This is a genomic window from Salinivibrio proteolyticus, assembly GCF_027286365.1.
In the GTDB taxonomy this organism is placed as follows: Bacteria; Pseudomonadota; Gammaproteobacteria; order Enterobacterales; family Vibrionaceae; genus Salinivibrio; species Salinivibrio proteolyticus.
In genome coordinates this window covers 1,011,859-1,032,068 of sequence record NZ_CP114584.1, presented here as the reverse complement: position 1 = coordinate 1,032,068, position 20,210 = coordinate 1,011,859, and the positions used below count along the sequence as shown (strand labels likewise).

Genomic DNA, 20,210 nt, shown 5'->3' with positions numbered 1-20,210 from the left:
CACGAAACGCTATCAAGCCCGGCAATCCGGCCGGGCTTGTTGGTCGCTGTTCAATATGTCGCTTTCACAGCGCGTTGTCGATTATACCTTAGTCAGAAGCTTGTTCACCGACGCCAAGAACTCAGACGGATCATCCATGCTTCCTTTTTCTGCCAGCATCGCTTGACCTAGCAGCATTTCCACCCAGGTACCAAACTTCTCTTCATCGCTCTCATCCGCCATACGCTTGACAAGATCATGCTCTGGGTTGAGCTCGAAGATGTACTTCACTTCCGGTGCTTGTTGCCCCGCTGCTTCAAGCAGTTTCGCCATCTGAGTACCCATCTCAAACTGGTCAGTTACCACAACTGCAGGCGTACCGGATAGTTTGAACGTTGGACGAACATCTTTCACGCGCTCACCTAAATGAGACTTCACGCGCTCAACCACAGACTCAAACGCTTTTTCGGTGTCTTCACGCTTGGCTTTGGCTTCTTCGTCGTCAAACTGGCTAAGATCGAGGTCTGCTTTGGTAATCGCTTGGAATTGCTTACCATCAAACTCAGTGAGATAGCTCATCAGCCACTCATCGATGCGATCGTACATCAAGATAACTTCAATGCCTTTAGCCTTGAATTGCTCAAGGTGAGGGCTGTGCTTCGCAGCGTTGTAGCTATCTGCAGTGATGTAGTAAATCTTCTCTTGCTCGTCTTTCATGCGCGACACATAGTCCGCCAATGAAACGTTTTGCTCCGCACTGTCTTCGTGCGTCGATGCAAAACGCAACAAGCCCGCAATTTTTTCTTTGTTGCCAAAGTCTTCAGCCGGGCCTTCTTTAAGTACCAGACCAAACTCACGCCAGAAGGTTTGATACTTCTCCGCGTCGTTTTTAGCCAGCTTCTCGAGCATAGATAGCACGCGCTTAGTGCAAGCACTGCGCAGTGATTGGGTGATCTTATTATCTTGCAAGATCTCACGAGAGACGTTGAGCGGTAGATCGTTCGAGTCAATCAAACCACGGATAAAGCGCAAGTAACTTGGCATAAATTGCGACGCATCATCCATAATGAACACGCGTTGCACGTACAGTTTCAAACCGTGTTTGTGTTCACGGTTGAACAGATCCCACGGTGCTTTCGACGGGACATATAGCAAGCTTGTGTAGTCATTTTTACCTTCGACACGGTTGTGGCTCCATGTCAGTGGCTCCGCGAAATCGTGTGAGACGTGCTTATAAAACTCTTTATACTCGTCCGCGCTAATGTCTGATTTAGATCGGGTCCACAAAGCTTGAGCTTTATTGACCTTTTCCCATTTGCCTTCGCCAGTTTCCTTACCTTCGTCGTCTTTTTCGATAGTCCACATTTCAACCGGAATACCGATGTGATCAGAGTATTTGCCAATCACCTCGCGCAGGCGCCAGTCGTTGAGGAATTCTTTCTCATCGTCATTCAGATGTAAAATAATATCGGTGCCGCGTTCAGCTTTCTCGATAGGCTCTAGGGTGTATTCGCCTTCACCGGTAGATTCCCAGCATACAGCTTGATCTGCCGCCAGACCGGCAGCACGGGTATGCACGGTCACCTTGTCGGCAACGATAAAGGCAGAATAAAAGCCCACGCCAAACTGACCAATCAAGTTGGAATCTTTGCTTTGATCTTCATTGAGTTGCTTTAGAAACTCTTCTGTCCCTGACTTAGCGATGGTCCCAAGGTTGGCGATCACATCATCTCGGCTCATACCAATGCCGTTATCAGAGATAGTCAGCGTACCTGCATCCTTGTCTACTGAGAGGCGTACGCGTAAATCCCCATCATTTTCGTACAATTCAGGGGCAGAAAGTGCTTTAAAACGAAGCTTGTCAGCCGCGTCTGACGCATTCGAGACCAGCTCACGCAGGAAAATCTCTTTGTTTGAGTAGAGTGAATGGATCATCAATTGCAACAGCTTGGATGTATCAGAGCCAAACTGGTGTTTTTCTGGGGTTTTCACGCTCATGTCAATCTACCTAAAGCTATGATAATTAAACGCCAAGTGAGCCCGAAGCGGACTACCTGATGACGAATTGGATAAAGTCTCTTTGGATATAGGGGCCGCTCGCGACGCTTTCAAGGCTTAACTGACCAAAAATAAATCACTTAGTCATCTATTCGCGTTATCAAGCAAAGCAGCCACAAGTTCACCCAGCCTTGCTATCCCCGCGGCCCGTAACCACAGGCAGCAAGCCAATGGTTCACGGCCTCGCGCTCACTGGGCACATAGTGGAGTTGGTAACGGGCGACGATACGATCAAAACGATAGACATAGTCACAACGCAGTGTCTCGGCCGGTGGTATCCATTCATCGGGCCCTTTCGCGCCTTTTTGTGCATTCAGCGCATCATCGGCGATCAGCAGGTTGTCGAGGTCATTGGCAAATTGGGCTTTTTTCTTCCGAGACCATACCTCGCCACCGTGACCGTGGGCCCACTTCAATGGCACAAGGTGATCAATATCGACATCACTGGCTTGGGTAAACGACTGGCCCGTCAACGCGCCAACCCATAATCCCGTGGCAACCGTGCAGCGATTATCCCGTGTGTAGGTCACAGGCACTTGGCTCCGAGCAATCAGGACTTCAGCACGGGTGTTTTGGCAATCTTTGTCCTCATCCAACCAATGGGGCCAATGGTCTCGCTGATAGGGTCCAGAGAAAGGACGCCCATCGCGCAACGCCGCGTTGGTTTCTTGATGGACAAGCGCTTTTGGAGAAGACGTCGAACGCTTAGGTAAGCGCCCGCCTGCCTCAAGACAGGCTGACAGCGAATCGAATGCGGTAAATCGCGTGACGCGGGTGTAATAAGGACTATTGGTGTCGTGACAAATGCCCGATTTTGAGCGCTTAACTGGCTCGGCCTGAGCCAGGTTACTGACCAATGCGCTTGCGAGAAAGAAGTATACGAGAAAGAAAGAGAGAAAACGCTTCATAGGTTAAGCACGTTTAGTAATGAGTTCTTACACAACAGCGCTTAACGACTAGTTTGTCAACAATCAAATGATTGATTGCATACTTACTAGTCAAGGAGGAGAAAAAAGAAAAGCCTGACCAAGTCAGGCTTAGAAATTAGTGCGTCATGGTACAGCGCGTCATGCTTCTCAGCTAGTTATAGCTTAAGCGCTGCCGGCCAATGATCGAGTGTGAGAGTGTAGTGCCGTCCACCAGCTCAAGCTCTCCACCCATAGGCACACCGTGGGCAATACGACTGGCTTGCACATCGTGTTCTCGACACAGCTCGGCAATATATTGCGCCGTAGCTTCGCCTTCAACGGTTGGGTTTGTAGCAAGGATCAGCTCCTCAATGGGCTCATGCGTGAGGCGTTTTTCCAACACGTCTAAGCCGATATCGGCAGGACCAATACCATCTAATGGCGACAAATGCCCCATTAGCACAAAGTAACGCCCAGAATATTGTCCGGTCGCTTCAACCGCAGCGATATCCGCAGGGCTTTCAACCACACAAATTAACCCCGTTTGCTGACGTCGAGGATTGTCGCAAATCGCACAAACCTCTTCTTCAGTGAAAGTTCGACACTGGCTGCAGTGACCAATCTCTGTCATCGCTGCAGTCAGCGCTTGCGCCAACTCAATACCACCTTGACGATTGCGTTGAAGCAGATGATAGGCCATACGCTGCGCTGATTTAGGGCCGACCCCAGGTAAGCAGCGCAGCGCGTCCATCAGTTGTTCAAGTAACTGACTGGTACGCATGGATTAAAACGGCATTTTCATGCCTGGTGGTAACTGCATACCACCTGTCACTTCGGCCATTTTCTCTTTTTGCTGCTCTTCGGCACGACGTGCTGCGTCATTGAATGCGGCTGCAATCAGATCTTCCAGCATGTCTTTGTCGTCTTCCATTAGGCTGTCATCGATTTCAACTCGACGAACGCTATGGCTACCCGTCATGGTGACTTTTACCATGCCTGCGCCCGACTCACCGGTGACTTCCATATTGGCAATTTCTTCCTGAACTTTTTGCATGCGCTCTTGCATTTGCTGCGCCTGCTTCATCAGGTTACCCATTCCGCCTTTACCAAACATAATTCTCTCTCTTGGTTAGGTGTTCTAAATTGGTCGAATGCTGTCTTCATCCAGTTCCGCAGCAAAACGCTGAAGAATAAAACCGACATTCGGATCATTATGCAAGCTCTGTGTCGCCTGCGCTAATTTTTGTTGATAGAGATGTTCTCGCCACTCTAATGGCGTTCGCCCGCTATCGCCTAAATGGACTTCCAATGTTATGGGGGCATTTAGGGCCTGAGACAAGGCCTGTGCGAGCTGTTGTTGTGCTTTTTCTTTATTGAGGTGAGCCTGATCAGGACGTAAGGTCAACACTACCGTATTGCCCTCACGCACCATCGACGCATTCAGTGCCATTTGCTTCACCAAGCGCGGCACCGCCAAACTGTCTGCCAACGCACACCAGTGATCCTCAGCGTTCGCTTCTTGGACAAGCTTATCCCGCATCGCTGGTGTTTTTTCATGCTCTAGCGCCTTTTTCAGCGCATTTGGCGTTAAATGCGTGGCTGTTTCTTTCTCGGGCTGCGGTTGAGTCGGCGTCCATTGATAAGGCTCGTCAGACACTGGCGCCGTTTCAGCCGTTTTTTGATGAGACAATGCCGCCGGCGCTTGCTCAAAAGATGAGTCGGACACCGGCGACGCAGGCTGGGTATTCGCAGTAATACGATCCAGCACTGACAACGCATCTTGCTTGGCCGATGTCCGTTCAGTCTTTTTTGGCGTGTTATCCGTCTGACTCGATTGACGTTTCATACGACTACGAAGTTGATTCCGCGCCTGAATCAAACTGGATGCCGCAGATTGAGGGGTAGCCTGTGCTCCCTCCGCCCTATCCGGCTGCGTCGACGCTGGCTGTTGCGCCTGTGGCTTAGGTTGTGATTGAGGTGGCGCTGATTGGTGAGCTGGCGCAGTCTGCTCCCTTGGCGTCGATGTTGCTTGCTGCACCTGCGCTTTTAACGCCCCAATCGCCTGAGCCGGATCGGTGTGCGGTTTCTGAGTCGCAACCTGTTGCGTTTGAGGGGCTTGGGTCGGCACAGAAATCGCCTTGGGTTCATAGGGGACAGTTTTGACCGGTTGGAATGCCAACATCCGCAACAACACCATTTCCAGCCCCGCACGTCCATCAGGAGCATACGGTAAATCTTGACGACCCTGCAGCGCCATTTGATAGCACAATTGCACATCTTGGGGCGATAGTCGGGTCGCCAGTGCATGCAAGCGCGCTTTGTCCGGTGACGCCTCGCTATGCGTATTAGGTAACGCTTGCAGTAAGGCGATTTGATGCAGTTGCCCAGCCAGCTCTTTGAGTAAACCGTCCCATTCAACGCCAATGTGCGCAATCTGCTCTAAGGCACTCATCAGCTCCAGCGCATCATGGTTAACCAGCGCCTCAAGCAGCATCAATGCGTGATCGGTGCTCAGTGTACCCAGCATGTCGCTAACCGATGCCGTAGTAATTTGACCGTTGCCTAGCGCAATCGCTTGGTCGGTTAAACTCAGTGCATCACGCATGCTCCCTTCAGCCGCGCGAGAAAGTAGCATCAACGCACGCGATTCAGCATCTACGCCCTCTTGCGCCAAGATGGTTTCTAACTGGGTTTGAATTTGGCTGGCATCGAAATGCTTTAAGTGAAATTGCAAACAGCGTGACAGGATAGTCACCGGCAGCTTTTGCGGATCCGTAGTGGCCAATAGGAATTTCACATACTCAGGCGGCTCTTCCAGCGTTTTGAGCAGTGCATTGAAACTATGACGAGACAACATATGGACTTCGTCAATCAAATACACCTTATAGCGACCACGCGCGGGCTTGTACTGAACGTTATCCAGTAACTCACGGGTATCTTCAACCTTGGTGCGAGATGCCGCATCGATCTCTAATAAATCGACATAACGCCCTTCATCAATCTCTCGGCACGTTTGACACTGACCACAAGGTGATGAAGAGACGCCTTGCTCGCAATTCAGCCCCTTGGCAAAAATACGCGCGATGGTGGTTTTACCTACCCCACGGGTGCCGCTAAATAAGTAAGCATGATGCAAACGGTCGTGGTCAAGTGCGTTGGCAAGCGCAGTCAGTACATGTTGCTGCCCTGCCACGGTATCAAAGCTGTGTGGCCGCCATTTACGTGCGAGTACTTGATAACTCATGTTTCTCGGCTTCCTATTTGAATATCCAATGAGGCGGAGCGTAACAAGGGCGCAAAGCGCCCCAGTATGGAGAGACTAGTGACCGTCAAATTGGCACAGGCTGAATACGTTAACACCCATTTGGGCAAGTTTATCCTCACCACCAATATCGGGTAGGCTGATGACAAAGCCCGCATGCTTCACCTCACCGCCCAGACGACGCACAAGTTTTACTGTCGCCTCAATGGTACCACCGGTCGCCAGTAAGTCATCAATGACAAGCACGTTATCACCGCTGCTAATCGCGTCACGATGAATTTCTAGCGTGTCTTCGCCATATTCAAGTTGGTAGCTTTCACTAATAACTTCACGGGGTAGCTTACCGGGTTTTCGTACCGGGACGAACGGCAATTTCATCGCCAGTGCCAGTGGAGCGCCAAATAAAAAACCGCGCGATTCGGTACCGATGATTTTGGTGAAACCCATGTCACGATACTGGTTCGCGAGTGTATCTATGGTTGCCTGATAGGCGATTGGATCTTCCATCAAGCTGGTTACGTCACGAAAAAGGATCCCGGGCTTTGGGTAATCAGGAATGGTTTTGATGCTTTGTTTAATGACATTCAAGCTGTCGTTGCTCATGGCCAATACTCGCCGGTAAAAAAACGCAAACCGCAATGTTATGAATTTTCAGCCGAGGCGGCAACAGATTCTGTCTCGGGCAGACGGAGAAACCAGCATAACAGCACAATTAAGCAAATTAGCAGCATGACTTTTAGCCAAACAAAGCTGACGATATAAATAGAAAAAGTGAAACTGGCCAGTATCATCACGGTGGCCCGTATTTTCACCTTACGGCTAATGGCGCGTTTTTGATACCAATCAGTCAAGATAGGCCCAAAGGTAGGATGTGCATGCAGCCAGTTAGCAATACGAGGCGAACCACGCATAAAGCAGCCACTCGCGAGTAGTAAAAATGGCGTCGTCGGTAATACCGGCAAAAAAATACCCGCCGTGCCTAAACCGACCCACAGCCAACCAAGGCTATTCCAAAGCCAGCGCCAACGGGGAGAAGAAGATGGCAGTGAGTGTTGCATGCTGTGGTCTCGCAAAGTTCTGGCCTGACAGTGAAATGAAACACATTAACAAGTGTAGTGACCCTCACCCGGCCAGTACAGCACAATACCGCATTTAACCGCTGAACGCGGTCTATCAGGATAATTAACGACCAAATACAATACCAATCCAAGTCAGGCTTGCTGGCAAGGTGGGAATAAGGAGTACCAGTAAAAATCCAATGAAATACTTCAGACTATACGGCTCTTTAAAATCATGTTCCATTTTGTTATCTCTACTCACAACAACTTAACAACAGTGAAGTGCTACTATAGCTCAGCTTTCGACCGCTAAAAACGGACCTTTTGTAAGGTTTTATCGCTATTCTTGATTTACATCAGGGTAACAAGTGGGGTGGGTGATCCATGATAAATGTCATTTCAGCCAATCAAGCGAACTGACCATGGATACAAAAACCCTCGCACAGCTTCGGCGTGAGCTCGAAACCGAGCAAGCGGAGCTGATCGCAACCTTAACCACTCGATTACGAGAAGATTGGGAAAGGGAATGCGATAATCTCAATGTGACTGACTTAATTAAAGAAAGTCAAAGCCTGCCAGGCGCGATTCGTTGCCTAGGCGATCGTTTGGAGAAAGTGGACGCCTCTTTGTGTGCCATGGATTTGGAAATCTACGGCCTGTGCGCCGATTGTGAGAGCCAAATACCGCTCAGTGATTTGATGCAAGATGCGGCAGAGCAACGTTGTCCTCAATGTCGTACATCAAATTATTACCATCACGATCCCGCGCAGCGTCGTGTTGCGACGGACCCTCACTAAATCGGTGATGCTGTGTCGGTCTACTTTCGCTTGTAGCCTGTCTCTCGCTGTTTAAGCGACGAACGCCCAGCTTTGGCTGGGCGTTTTTTTGCGTTTGAGTCAAACGAAGCCACATTATTCTTGGTCAATAATCCAGCGGCGGAAAGACTTGCGTTCTTGATCGCTAGCTTTGGTATACCAAAGTTTAAGTTGTGAGAGCGCATCGCCCTTGATGGATGCTTTGCCTTCCTCATCCACTTCGACCAAAACATCATTGAGGTTTTTGCTTTCACCTCGGTCGAAAATAATACCATTGGCGCGGTTATAGTCTGCCACTAACGCTTCCATATCTGCGTAAGCAGCAAAACCGTCACCTTTAAGCTCCGTCGCGTTCAACGGCATCACCTCGCCACTCTCGAACTCCGCTTGCCATTGTGGGCCTGAAGCAAAATAGCTCGACGCTTGGCTTTGTGCCGAAAGGCGGGTATCAATATCAATGGTGGCATCACGTCCATCGACATTAAAATCAAACACATAAGGGCGAGAGGTAAAAACAACATCTTTGCTGCCGCGCTTCACTTCCCCTTCATAGCGCATCACTAACTGGTGTTTGCCATCGCTTAGTTCAACACTTTGCTGAGGCGCCCAGCTGTCAAATTTCACTTCGGTGCCATCAATCACCAAAAACTCAACACCCCGTGCTGAGGTAATCATTGCGGCCTGAGCGACACCTGACAACAGGGTGACACCCAACGCTAGTCCAGCCCATTTCAACTGCTTCATTATTCTTTTCTCACTGATTCGCCAAAACCATGAATAAAAAAGCCGCCCGAAGGCGGCTTTTTAAAACGAGTACTACATACTGTAGCGGTATCGTTAAGCTCGATTAGAACTTAACTTCCATACCTGCAACGTAGCCCCAGTCTTGCTTGTCACCGTCGTTGTCACCAACTTCAGCGTAGACTTTTGCATTGCTGTGCAGTGCATAAGTCACGTTCGCATAATAACCAGTTACGTCTTTGACGCTGTCATTATCTTGGTTGTCAACACCAACAGCAAAGGTGGTTTTACCCATGGTGTAGTCAGCGGCAACTGAGAAGTAGTCAGTGTCAGTTTTCTTAGAGCCAGTATCTACAGTGTTAACACCGTAAGAGGCGGCAAGACCTACGTTTTCGATACCTTTATATTCGATTTCGAAGTTATAGTTTTCTACGTCAGCCTTTGAATCATACTGGAAGTATGGATCATCTTTATCGGTTTTCACTGCAGCGTTATCAGCGTAGTAGTAGTATACACGCATATCGATGTCAGCTACGCGGTAGCCTAGACGACCGTCGTAGATTTTGTATTCTGATGCAGAGTCGCCTTCTTTACCATCGCTGTTTTGCAGGGTAGAGAAACCCGCGTAGAAAGTGCCGTTATCGTAAACGTACTTAGCTACTTGATCACCTTCAGTTTGAACAGTGCTGTTGTTCGCAGATGCAAGCTCGTAATCTTTGGTGATACCCATGTCATCGTTGATCAGCAGTTGACGACCGAAGGTGATAGTACCCCAGTTGCTGCCTTTAAAACCAACGTACAGCTCGTCATTTTTGGTGGTGCTGTCTTCGAATTTAAATGCGAAGTGACCGATAGCTGCTAGGTCGTCAGAAACTGCAACTTCAGTGTTAACCGCGAAGTCACCGTCATCTAGACGCCATTTGCCGTCTTGGTTCTCACCGATAGCTTGGAAGTATTGAACTTCTGCTGCACCAGACGCGTCTACTTTAACGCCGTCTGCGTCATATAGGTTGATGCTTGCAGATGCTGAGCCAGCAGCCAGCAGAGCTGGAACTGCCATTGCTAGAATAGTCTTTTTCATGGTTAATCCACTGCCTTTTCTATTTAGTCATTATGAGTTCCTTTATGGAACTCTGTTATATGGTGGCTGTCATAATGCTGCAAAGAACAAAATGCCAGACCACTGAAACTTCGTGGCTAATCGTGCAGAACATTCTGGATTCTGTCAACTGGCCCGAAACCGCGCAAATCATAACCCACAAAACATAAAAAACAAACAGTTAGCCACCCCACCTGAATTAAGATCACAGTTTACGGTTACAAAACCAGCAAATTTGATGAAAGTTAACAACACAACAAAACAGATTAATATATCGATAAATCAACTTATAACCATGAAATTCAGAATATATAACCAATCAATCACTTAAATAAGGTGTATTTCTAATCACAAGACAGATCAGCAAGATAGAGCAAATTGGTTCAATATAAATTCGTGATTGGGATCTCATTAATGTAAAGAAATCTTGCAGTTCGGGATCGTTTTCACGTTTTTGAGTCGTGCTATACTGCTCGCCACTCTCCCTTAAGCCGGACATATTGATGCTCAGCCCTGCCGTAAAATCAGACATCCGCGCCTGCTATCAAACCCTACAAGCGCAACTTCCCCATTTTGTCCCTAGAAAGGTACAAAACTATCTCGTGGCAGAGCTTGCAAAAACGCTAGCAGGCGATTACGACAACAAGCGCCGGCTATTTGTGGCGGAGGCGGGTACGGGTGTGGGCAAATCGATGGCCTATCTCATGGGGGCCATCCCCTTTGCGCTAAACAACAATAAAAAAGTAGTGATCTCGACCGCAACTGTGGCCTTACAAGAGCAGTTGGCCAACAAAGATATTCCATTTTTCCGTCGTATCTGCCCAAAACCGTTTGACTTTATTCTGGCAAAAGGGCGCCAACGATATTGCTGTGCACACAAATTGAGTGCAGTGGCTGATACTGACAGCATTCAAGGCGCACTATTCACCCAAAAGCCCAAGCAAAACGAACAACGACTACTCAATGACATGTACTCGGCATTTAGCCGTGGAAAATGGGATGGCGACCGCGACAGTTGGCCCAAGCCGATTGCCGATCACCTCTGGCAAGCCATTGCATCGGACAAACATACTTGCCACGCTGGGTTGCACGCTCATCGTCAGTGCCCCTTCGCCAAAGCGCGCGAGGCGATGGACAAAGCGGATGTTGTGGTCGTCAATCACAGTCTGTTACTGGCCGATCTCGAGCTAGGTGGCGGGGTGATCTTGCCCGAGCCAGAGCAATGTCTTTATATGATTGATGAAGCCCACCATTTGCCGACGGTCGCACGCGACTTTTCTGCCGCCAATGCCAGTTTACTCGGGGCGACTGGATGGCTGGAAAAGCTCAACCAAGCCACGGTTAAGCTCGGTAATACCGCGGATATGAAGCGCGCAAACCGCTTCGTGGATAGCTTATTAGACGCGATCCAACTGCTGATCCCCACTTTACGCGACACCAACCAAATTATTAGTGGTTTACCCCTCAATGAGGATGGCTGCTACCGTTTTGTTGATGGCGAACTGCCTGACGCCTTGGTAGAACCCTGCCAGCAATTGAAGCAGGCGAGTAAAAAAGCCAACCAGAGCTTGGCGAAAATTCACGATTTGATCAACGAGCGACTGAAAGAAAATGACATATCGGCCAAGCTCGCCGACCCTGCGCTTGCGGAAAGTGCCTTTTTCTTACAACGGCTTGAGAACCTAGAAAAAGTCTGGTCACTGATGGCACAACCCAACGCAAACAAAGGTGCACCTCTCGCGCGCTGGGTACAGCGTTGCCAAGAGCGCGAAGATGACCGCTGGGTCCACGTCTCGCCGTTAGAAGTCGGCTGGCGTCTTGATCAAATGCTGTGGTCACGGGCAGCCGGTGTCGGACTGTTTTCTGCCACATTGCGCGCACTCAATCAGTTTAGCTATTTTTGTCGCCAAGTCGGTCTAAGCGAAAACGATGGCACGCGCTATTTGGCGTTACCCTCCCCCTTTGACTATGCCAATCAAGCAAGACTGATAGTGCCTGCGATGCCCTGTGAGCCACAAGCAAAACAGTTTACCGATGTGCTTGGCGACAAAGTGCTTGAGTATTTGGAAGGCGAAACCGCATCACTGGTGCTATTCGCCTCCTATTGGCAAATGCATCAAGTGGCTAAAACCTTGGAGCCGCACTGTCGCCGTCATCAATGGCAACTGCTCTGCCAAGGCACCCTGTCACGCGGTGCACTGTTAGAACAACACAAAAAGGCGGTTGCCGCCGGGAAAACCAGTATTGTTTTTGGGACCGGCAGTTTTTCTGAAGGGCTAGATTTACCCGGCAACCTACTGACAAACTTGATTATTACCAAAATTCCCTTTGCTGTGCCCACCTCACCGGTGGAAGAGGCCCACGCCGAATACATTGAAAAATGTGGTGGCAATCCGTTTTTGCAAATTTCGGTTCCCGAGGCAAGTAAAAAGCTAGTGCAATCGGTCGGGCGTTTACTGCGCAAAGAGGAAGACTCTGGTAGAGTGGTGCTTCTTGACCGGCGTATTATCACCCGCAGATATGGCCAATCATTACTCGACTCGCTACCACCCTTTAAGCGCGTCGTCGAACAATAACTAGAAAGAATTCACATGCTTGAACTGATTGACCTCTCTACCCTAATTATTTTAGGGCTTACGGCGTTTGTCGCCGGCTTTATTGATGCGGTAGCTGGCGGTGGTGGAATGCTCACTGTCCCCGCCTTGCTTTCCTTAGGCTTGCCGCCACATATTGCCTTAGGAACCAATAAACTTGCCGCCACTTTTGCGTCAAGCACCGCGGCCTTTACCTATTACAAGAAGCGGCTTTTTTCGCCTCGGTTCTGGCAGCATGCCTTTTGGGGGACCTTAATCGGTGCCACGTTAGGCACTTTGTTGGTCGACGTATTGAGCACCGAGTGGCTTGAAAAGGCGATTCCTTTGGTGGTGCTGATCGCTGCGGTTTATACGGTATGGCACCCTCAGCCCAAGGTCGATAACCATAAATTGCCCACGCCCTGCCCGAAGCTCCCCATTAAGCAATGGGGGCAAGGCCTCTCACTGGGCTTTTACGATGGGGTGGCAGGACCTGGAACGGGCGCGTTTTGGACAGTCTCGACCATGTCGATGTATCGCATGAACATTTTGCTGTCATCGGGACTTGCCAAGGCAATGAATTTTACCAGTAATTTCACTTCCTTGGTTGCCTTTGCACTGCTCGGGCATGTTAACTGGGCACTCGGACTGATCATGGGTGTCTGCTTAATGTTAGGCGCTTTTATTGGGGCCCATTCTGCCATTCGCTTTGGTAGCCGATTTATCCGTCCGATTTTTGTCACGGCCGTGGTCGTGCTCGCGGGTAAGCTTGCATTAGACGCATGGTTTTAAGGTAATTTAATCATCATGAAAGCCCAGCTCGAAACAATGCATCAGTTACTCGACCAACTGGCCAAGCGTGCTGCTGAGGTTGATAGACGTCGCGGAGAAGCAAACGCGCCTTTGTTCGCCATTCAGCTTTTTCAGTGCAAAGGCAAGCTGCTTACCCCTTGTGTAAACGAAGCGCAAGGGCTGCTTAATGTGATGCGACGCGACGACGAGCAAGGGCTATTGACCGAAGCAAGAGCGACACACATTTGTGAAACCTTATTGGCACAAATCAGTGCACTGCAACGTGAGCTGGCGACGCTACCATTACGTAAACAAGAACAAGCGACCCGTGGACGTCGACGCCAATCCATAGGTGAACTTTACCAAGAGCTCGCGAAACACCAAGATTGGGAACGACGCTTGGAAGACAAGCTCAGAGATGCGAATGCCAGCGTCGATGCAGCAAGCACTCCGGCAGTCCGCCAAGACTACCAGAAGCAAGTTTTAGCCCTAGAGCAACGCTTAGCCCGTTGCCGCCAAGCTCGCGAGCGTATTGAAAGTACCATCAGTTATCGTGAGCGCAAGACCTAGGGGCGCACCGGGTAAATCCAACATCATAGTAAATCTGTTACGGCATTAGCCAATACGCGCAAATCAGCACAAAGGAGCTTAGGGTGTTACCTCTGATTTACCATCCTATTTATTCTGACTTCCCGCTCCCTGAAGGTCATAGGTATCCCCTTCAGAAGTACCGCCTTCTATACGAGCGTCTCAGCGCATGCAACTTGCCAGTCACGTTCGACCAACCGACAGCGGCAGACCGTCGGGTGATAGAACCCGTGCATGACCACGGCTATATCAATCACTTAATCAAAGGCGAGCTACCGCTGGCCAAAATGCGTCGGATCGGCTTTCCATGGAGTGAGGCCTTAATCACGCGCAGTCTCACCTCGTTAGGCGGCACTACGTTGACCGTTGACCACGCGCTTGAGACCGGGCTTGCCATTCATCTAACCGGTGGCTACCATCACGCTCACTACGATTTTGGCAGTGGTTTCTGCTTATTTAATGACTTAATGATTGCGGCACGCCACGCATTGTCTCACCGTGGTATAGATAGGGTGTTAATTGTTGATTGTGACGTACACCATGGCGATGGAACAGCTGCGTTAGCGGCAGATCACCCTGATATCATCACCTTTTCAGTTCATTGTGAGAAGAATTTCCCCTCCCGTAAACCACCGTCGACAATCGATTTACCGCTACCTAAAGGCACCGGTGATGATGACTACCTCGGCGCATTTTTGCCCTTGCTCGAACTCGCCATCGCGCAGTATCGTCCTGACATGGTCATTTATGACGCCGGGGTCGACATTCATCGGGACGATGCGCTCGGCTATCTCGATGTGTCAACAAACGGCATCTATCAGCGCGATCTGGGCGTACTCTCGTGCTGCAAGCACAACCAAATTCCTGTCGCGGCAGTCATTGGTGGCGGTTATCACGATAATCACGACACCCTCGTCCCACTTCATGAACAATTGATCCGTGCCGCGTTACACGTGACCGAAAAGCAATAAGGAGCCCTCATGAACAAAGAAGCATCCAACATCCCGAACGGCCTTGAGAACGCTCCCGATGACGTTAAGCTCGCCGTTGACCTGATTTATTTGCTCGAAAGTCATCAAATTGACATCGACGTTGCGCTGTCAGCGCTTGACATGGTTAAAGCAGACTTGCTCAATAAAAAAGGCAGCGCGTCAACACAAAGCTAGGCAGACATAGCTTGCTCGCTTCATTCGTGTGGCGACATTTTCATCAAACCCACGTGTTTTTGATCACAATTTTACGCGCGCTGACATAGTCCGTCTTTAGTCGCTTTTAACGAAAAATTATGCAACACAGCGTTTTACTAAATCGCGTAAGTTCAAGTAATTAGCATGAAAAGCATTACATTTTATTTACAGTCAATATCACCAAAATCAACATACCGAGCAGGTTAATTTTTAATCAAACTGCCCTTCTCATAGTGTTTTGTCTCACAAATATCGGTATTATCCGGTGCGCTTCGCGTTGTGTACCTACTCATTCAATCAAGGTGCATAACTAACGTGAGAGCACTCTGGCAACAGTCGAGCATGGATTCAAAATGCTGTTGCACACCACGCTGGTTCCACGTTAGGCCACCAACCTAACCGCCCCTCAAGATGGGGACCAGCTGTTCGCCTGCATGGACTGCAGTTAAGTCACATGGACAGTGGTTGTCGGCCTTGACGCTTGTCGTCACCTTTGCAAACACTCGACTTTTCAAGCTCAAGGCGTCTCCCAACAGACGAAAAACAGAGTTTTATGATGGAACTACTAGAAAACCTATTTGTGTCCATAATCGATACAGGTAACAGCCTCCTTTGGGGAAGCGTACTGATTTACTTATTGATTGGTCTAGGTCTGTACTTCACTGTACGTTCCGGCTTTATTCAATTCCGTAACTTTGGTCACATGTTCAAACTCATGGCCAATAGCCGCGATGGCGCCTCAGGCGGCATTTCCTCTTTCCAAGCATTTAGCACCAGCTTGGCAGCACGCGTGGGTACCGGAAACATGGCCGGTGTCGCTGTGGCGATTTACTTAGGTGGCCCTGGCGCTATCTTCTGGATGTGGTTAACCGCATTGGTCGGTATGGCCACCAGCTTTGTCGAGTCCACCCTCGCGCAAGCTTATAAAGTCAACCACAAAGACAACAGCTATCGTGGTGGTCCGGCGTATTACATTGAAAAAGGTCTTGGTCAGCGCTGGCTCGGTATCGCCTTCGCCGTGTGTCTGATTATTGCATTCGGCCTGGCCTTTAACGGGGTACAATCCAACTCAATTGCCGCTGCAATGAATACGGCATTTGGAGTCAATGAACTCGCAGTCGGGATCGCAATTACACTGGTCACCGCACCGGTCATTTTTGGTGGTATGCGCTCAGTGGCGCGTGTAGCGGAGCTTATCGTTCCGTTCATGGCACTTGCGTATCTTGCCGTGGCACTGTTTGTCGTTGCGATGAATATCGAGCAGCTTCCTGCCGTTATCTCGATGATTGTTAAGAGTGCGCTTGGCGTTGAACAAGCTGCCGGCGGTGCGATGGGTTATGCCATTGCCCAAGCAATGATGCAAGGTATCAAACGCGGCCTGTTCTCGAACGAAGCCGGTATGGGTTCCGCACCCAATGCCGCAGCAACAGCCACCACCAAGCCTAACCACCCTGCTGCACAAGGCTATGTACAAATGCTGGGGGTGTTTGTCGACACCATTGTGATCTGTACTGCAACCGCCTCGATTATCTTGATGTCTGGCATGCTCGACCCAGAGAGTGGTCTTACCGGCATTGCACTGACTCAAGAAGCGTTGGTGAGCCAAGTGGGTGACTGGGGTGCAGGCTTTATTGCCATTGCAATTTTGTTGTTCGCTTTTACGTCTATCATTGCGAACTACTCGTATGGTGAATCTAACATCGAGTATATCTTCAAGTGCCGTAAAGCCATCACTTTGTACCGTATCGCGGTTCTCTCTATGGTATTGGTGGGGTCAATTACTGACTTGCCGTTGATCTGGAGTTTTGCTGACTTATCGATGGGTATGATGGCGGTGATCAACTTAGTGGCGATTGCGCTACTATCTGGCATTGCGTTTGCGTTGATGAAAGATTATGAAGACCAACGCCGAGCGGGTAAGAAGCCAACGTTTGATCGTACTAAGTTCCCGAAACTGGACAAGCAAATCGATAAAGACGTGTGGTAACGACACCAATCTGTCGGTATCAACCTACAAAAACCACCGCTCAAGCGGTGGTTTTTTTATCGTTAAAGTAAGCGCGGATCATCACCAAGTGAGCCAATAGGCAATTAACAGCGCAAACACAATGCACGCACCAGCATAAAAGCCCAACTCAATTTTACGTGCCGTCATGTCTTCCGCCTCTTCAGGCTTTAACGTGAGTCCCCAGTAAGCAAAGCCAATGCCTGATGACAACAACAACACCCCAAGGCCAAACACGAGCCCTTCTACTGCATGGATAAATGTCATGTGCTTTCCTCTGATTATCAATCGCTGGTGTTGTAGCACATTATTCTTGCACTGAAAACCAGCACGCGACGTGCTATCACCTATAAACAGGTTTACGAACCATCCGCGTCTACGGCTCAATAACAAAGCGATAGCCGTCTAGACCTTAGCTCCATACGTCGCTAATCGGTGTGTCAGGGGAAAAGTCGTGGGCCACTTGTGCTTGCAACAACTCTGCCGTGGCGATGGCATCGGTCAAGGCGTGATGACTTTGATAAAAAGGCAACTGATACCGAGTACGGCTATCGGCTAACCGAATCGACGCCAGGGGACGACGCATAATACGGTCCATCAAGCTGCGCTTCCCAGTACGGTGTTTCCGCGCCTCAAGCTCCATGGTGTCGACCATCGGAAAAATAATCCCTTCCCCTAAACGCTGCTTAATGGCACGGTCAAGGAACTCTCGCTCAATACGGCGGTAATGCACCACAACGATCGCACCGGCGAGCGCACTTAGCAGTGGTTCAATTACATGAGAAAAGTCTGGTGCATTCATAATGTCTGAATGGGTGATCCCATGAATAACAATCGAAGACTCTGCCAGCGGACGATTGGGATTCACAATCCAGTGCTGCGCCTGTTGGCAGCGAATGCGACTAAGGCTAAAAGGCACCAAACCAATACTGACAATGGCATCCTTTTCACTGTCTAGCCCCGTAGTTTCAAAGTCGAGTGCGACAAAGGGCACATCCTTAAGAGGCGTGTCTGGTGCTACCCAGCCTTGTTGATAAAACGCTTGTAGCGTTTTATGTTTCACCTGCTCACGTTTGGTATCCAGCATGGCTTGCCAGTCTACGTGTTGCGCCGGGGCTTTCTTTTTCAGATCCAAATGCAACATGCCCTCCCCTTATGACCGATTCGGCTGGTAGCGGAATTTCAAGAACTTCTGAGCGTTACTTAAAATCTGGAATGCATCTTTGAGGTTACGGCGCTCAAAATCGGATAAATTCTCCGGTTCCACATTGTTATCTGGCTCACGTCCCGCTTCGATATCCAGCGCTTGGTGACGAATACGCACCATGGAAATAAACTCCATCGCATCTCGAAGGTCTGGCCCTCGGCCTTTGGGCAAGATCCCAGATTCAATAATGTCGTCTAAGCGCTCAAACGAGTTTTGTGAGCGCGAATCGATAGCTAATGCGTGTACACGGATAAGATCGGCTAATGGCGCTGTGCCGCGGCGTTTGAGGTTAATAGAGTTATTGTGTCGCCCATCTTGCTCCATGACAAAGTCTTTGAAAAAGCCCAATGGCGGTGTGCGATTTAAGGCATTGCGTGCCATTGATGCTAAAAAGCGATTATTGCGACGTGCACGGCGACCAATGAAGGCTTTGAGTTGTTCAGCCCAGTTAGTTCGACCATAGACACCATCTAAATCAAAGAAAATATTGCTGTCGAGTAACGAGCGTGGGCTCGGATTATCAATCCAATCGGCGAAGCATTGTTCCCACTCTTTCAGTGTTTTCCGCCACTCAGGGTTAGTCGCCATGATATTACCAGTACAATAGGTATACCCGCAGGCATCGAGCCCATCAGACACGCGCTTCGATAGTGCCTCAAAATACGCGTTATGCTCGTCGTGGTTGAAGCTATCGTCCAAGATAATGGCATTATCTTGATCGGTCACAATCAGCTGCTCATCGCGTGCCATCGATCCCATCGCCAAAAAGCAATACGGGATAGGCGGCTCACCCAGTTCTTCTTCTGCCAACTCCAACAGGCGCTGCTTAAAACTGCGGCCAATCACAGACATCGCAGACCCTATCATGTGTGAGTTCGCGTCCTCATTGACCATGCGTACAAAGCAATCTTTGACTTGTTTCGCCAACACCACTAAATCGTCCACCGATTGTTGACGGAAAATACTGGCGACGAGGAACAAGCTGTTTTGCGATTCGTAACGTGCAATATCCGATAGTGCGACCACACCCAGTGGTTTGCCATGTTGTAATACCGGTACGTGGTGGAGGTTTGAGCGCAGCATGGTGAGCATGGCTTCAAAGATGTAAGCATTATGATCGAGGGTGATCAGCTGGGGCGACATGATTTCTTGTACCGGTGTTTCATAAGGCAAGCCTTCTGCTAACACGCGATTACGTAAGTCACGATCAGTAATGATCCCCAGCACGGGATTGAAGCCGGTTTCGGGATCGGGCTCATCGCCCATCACTAAAATTGACGAGGCCTCTTCTTGCGACATGACTTGGGCTGCATGTTGTACCGAGTCGGTACTATCGATCATCACGGGGTCGCGAATAATCAGCTTCTTAACCTTGGACGTCGTCAGATCATTGGCTTCATTATGGCTCGATACCGCCTGACGTAATCGCGTCCGGTCTTCGACCTCGACAAAATCGGCAAAGTGTTCAAATTCATCAAACAAGCGGTTAAATGTCGCCTCAGGGATGAAGTACACCAAGGTGTCTTCGATCGCCTTGGCGGGCATACGCACCCGGTTGTTCATCAAAAGCCCCATCTGACCGAAGATATCCCCCTCGGCGATACGGTTGTACAAGGTGCCATTACGACGATACAGCTCGACAGCACCGCTACGGATCATGGCTAAATCATGAATCTCATCGCCGTAGGCAAAAATCGTCGTGCCCGCTCGGTGATAACTAATTTCGATGCTTTGCGCGACCTCAGCAACCACCTCTTCGGGAATCGATTCAAAAGGGGCGTATTGGGAAAGAAATGTCGCAATTTCAACTTGTTCAGCTTCCATGATGCTCACCTAGCGTTGCGAGAAAGTGCAAGGGTATGCGATTGAATATTCACAATAGATGAAACCTAAAAGCTTAGTCTCACCCATCACATATCAAGGTTGTTGGTAATAAAA

19 protein-coding genes are annotated in these 20,210 nt (G+C 49.5%); 7 read left to right on the top strand and 12 right to left on the bottom strand.

Going from position 1 to position 20,210, the window contains the following annotated elements; genetic code table 11:
• Positions 1 to 81: 81 nt before the first annotated feature.
• From htpG to N7E60_RS04965, 7 genes are all read right to left on the bottom strand, one after another.
• Positions 82 to 1,977, bottom strand: coding sequence for a molecular chaperone HtpG (gene htpG / locus N7E60_RS04995; RefSeq protein ID WP_269598284.1), 1,896 nt, complete (start codon positions 1,975 to 1,977; stop codon positions 82 to 84).
• 194 nt (positions 1,978 to 2,171) lie between these two features.
• Positions 2,172 to 2,945, bottom strand: a complete 774-nt coding sequence (locus tag N7E60_RS04990; RefSeq protein ID WP_269598283.1) for a GmrSD restriction endonuclease domain-containing protein — start codon at positions 2,943 to 2,945, stop codon at positions 2,172 to 2,174.
• Positions 2,946 to 3,117: 172 nt separating this feature from the next.
• Complete coding sequence (gene recR, locus N7E60_RS04985; RefSeq protein WP_069588676.1) at positions 3,118 to 3,726, bottom strand: recombination mediator RecR; 609 nt, start codon at positions 3,724 to 3,726, stop codon at positions 3,118 to 3,120.
• A 3-nt stretch (positions 3,727 to 3,729) separates the two neighbouring features.
• The gene (locus N7E60_RS04980) at positions 3,730 to 4,059 is read right to left on the bottom strand and encodes a YbaB/EbfC family nucleoid-associated protein (RefSeq protein ID WP_069588674.1); all 330 of its coding nucleotides are present in this window, start codon (positions 4,057 to 4,059) and stop codon (positions 3,730 to 3,732) included.
• 24 nt (positions 4,060 to 4,083) lie between these two features.
• The gene (dnaX, locus tag N7E60_RS04975; protein ID WP_269598282.1) at positions 4,084 to 6,189 is read right to left on the bottom strand and encodes a DNA polymerase III subunit gamma/tau; all 2,106 of its coding nucleotides are present in this window, start codon (positions 6,187 to 6,189) and stop codon (positions 4,084 to 4,086) included.
• Positions 6,190 to 6,264: 75 nt separating this feature from the next.
• On the bottom strand, positions 6,265 to 6,810 hold the full coding sequence (gene apt / locus N7E60_RS04970; protein WP_077456498.1) for an adenine phosphoribosyltransferase: 546 nt from the start codon (positions 6,808 to 6,810) through the stop codon (positions 6,265 to 6,267).
• A gap of 38 nt (positions 6,811 to 6,848) precedes the next feature.
• Positions 6,849 to 7,265, bottom strand: coding sequence for a YbaN family protein (locus N7E60_RS04965; RefSeq protein ID WP_077640791.1), 417 nt, complete (start codon positions 7,263 to 7,265; stop codon positions 6,849 to 6,851).
• A gap of 422 nt (positions 7,266 to 7,687) precedes the next feature.
• Between N7E60_RS04965 and N7E60_RS04960 the strand changes: the two genes are divergently transcribed.
• Positions 7,688 to 8,062 (top strand): DksA protein, encoded by a 375-nt coding sequence (locus N7E60_RS04960; RefSeq protein WP_269598281.1) that lies wholly within the window; start codon positions 7,688 to 7,690, stop codon positions 8,060 to 8,062.
• A gap of 114 nt (positions 8,063 to 8,176) precedes the next feature.
• Here N7E60_RS04960 and N7E60_RS04955 read toward each other — a convergent pair whose 3' ends face one another.
• The gene (locus N7E60_RS04955; RefSeq protein ID WP_269598280.1) at positions 8,177 to 8,824 is read right to left on the bottom strand and encodes a YccT family protein; all 648 of its coding nucleotides are present in this window, start codon (positions 8,822 to 8,824) and stop codon (positions 8,177 to 8,179) included.
• 103 nt (positions 8,825 to 8,927) lie between these two features.
• Entirely contained in the window at positions 8,928 to 9,902 is a 975-nt protein-coding gene (locus tag N7E60_RS04950; RefSeq protein ID WP_269598279.1) for a porin, read from the bottom strand.
• Between the two features lie 521 nt (positions 9,903 to 10,423).
• On the opposite strand from N7E60_RS04950, the gene dinG reads away from it, so the two are divergent.
• From dinG to N7E60_RS04920, 6 genes are all read left to right on the top strand, one after another.
• Positions 10,424 to 12,496, top strand: coding sequence for an ATP-dependent DNA helicase DinG (gene dinG, locus N7E60_RS04945; RefSeq protein ID WP_269598278.1), 2,073 nt, complete (start codon positions 10,424 to 10,426; stop codon positions 12,494 to 12,496).
• Between the two features lie 15 nt (positions 12,497 to 12,511).
• Positions 12,512 to 13,285, top strand: coding sequence for a sulfite exporter TauE/SafE family protein (locus tag N7E60_RS04940; protein ID WP_269598277.1), 774 nt, complete (start codon positions 12,512 to 12,514; stop codon positions 13,283 to 13,285).
• A gap of 15 nt (positions 13,286 to 13,300) precedes the next feature.
• Positions 13,301 to 13,855 carry a primosomal replication protein gene (locus N7E60_RS04935; RefSeq protein WP_269598276.1) on the top strand — a complete coding sequence of 185 codons (555 nt, stop codon included), beginning with the start codon at positions 13,301 to 13,303 and terminating at the stop codon, positions 13,853 to 13,855.
• 83 nt (positions 13,856 to 13,938) lie between these two features.
• Complete coding sequence (locus N7E60_RS04930) at positions 13,939 to 14,844, top strand: histone deacetylase family protein (protein ID WP_269598275.1); 906 nt, start codon at positions 13,939 to 13,941, stop codon at positions 14,842 to 14,844.
• A gap of 9 nt (positions 14,845 to 14,853) precedes the next feature.
• On the top strand, positions 14,854 to 15,039 hold the full coding sequence (locus tag N7E60_RS04925; protein WP_269598274.1) for a DUF2496 domain-containing protein: 186 nt from the start codon (positions 14,854 to 14,856) through the stop codon (positions 15,037 to 15,039).
• Positions 15,040 to 15,616: 577 nt separating this feature from the next.
• The gene (locus N7E60_RS04920) at positions 15,617 to 17,047 is read left to right on the top strand and encodes an alanine/glycine:cation symporter family protein (RefSeq protein ID WP_077456478.1); all 1,431 of its coding nucleotides are present in this window, start codon (positions 15,617 to 15,619) and stop codon (positions 17,045 to 17,047) included.
• Positions 17,048 to 17,128: 81 nt separating this feature from the next.
• Here the strand turns inward: N7E60_RS04920 and N7E60_RS04915 are convergent, their stop codons facing one another.
• The 3 genes from N7E60_RS04915 to N7E60_RS04905 form a co-directional block, all read right to left on the bottom strand.
• On the bottom strand, positions 17,129 to 17,332 hold the full coding sequence (locus N7E60_RS04915) for a hypothetical protein (RefSeq protein WP_069591341.1): 204 nt from the start codon (positions 17,330 to 17,332) through the stop codon (positions 17,129 to 17,131).
• A gap of 145 nt (positions 17,333 to 17,477) precedes the next feature.
• Positions 17,478 to 18,209: a 3'-5' exonuclease gene (locus tag N7E60_RS04910; protein WP_408642335.1), complete on the bottom strand. Its 732-nt coding sequence runs from the start codon at positions 18,207 to 18,209 to the stop codon at positions 17,478 to 17,480.
• A 9-nt stretch (positions 18,210 to 18,218) separates the two neighbouring features.
• Positions 18,219 to 20,096: a DUF294 nucleotidyltransferase-like domain-containing protein gene (locus N7E60_RS04905; protein ID WP_269598273.1), complete on the bottom strand. Its 1,878-nt coding sequence runs from the start codon at positions 20,094 to 20,096 to the stop codon at positions 18,219 to 18,221.
• Positions 20,097 to 20,210: the final 114 nt, after the last annotated feature.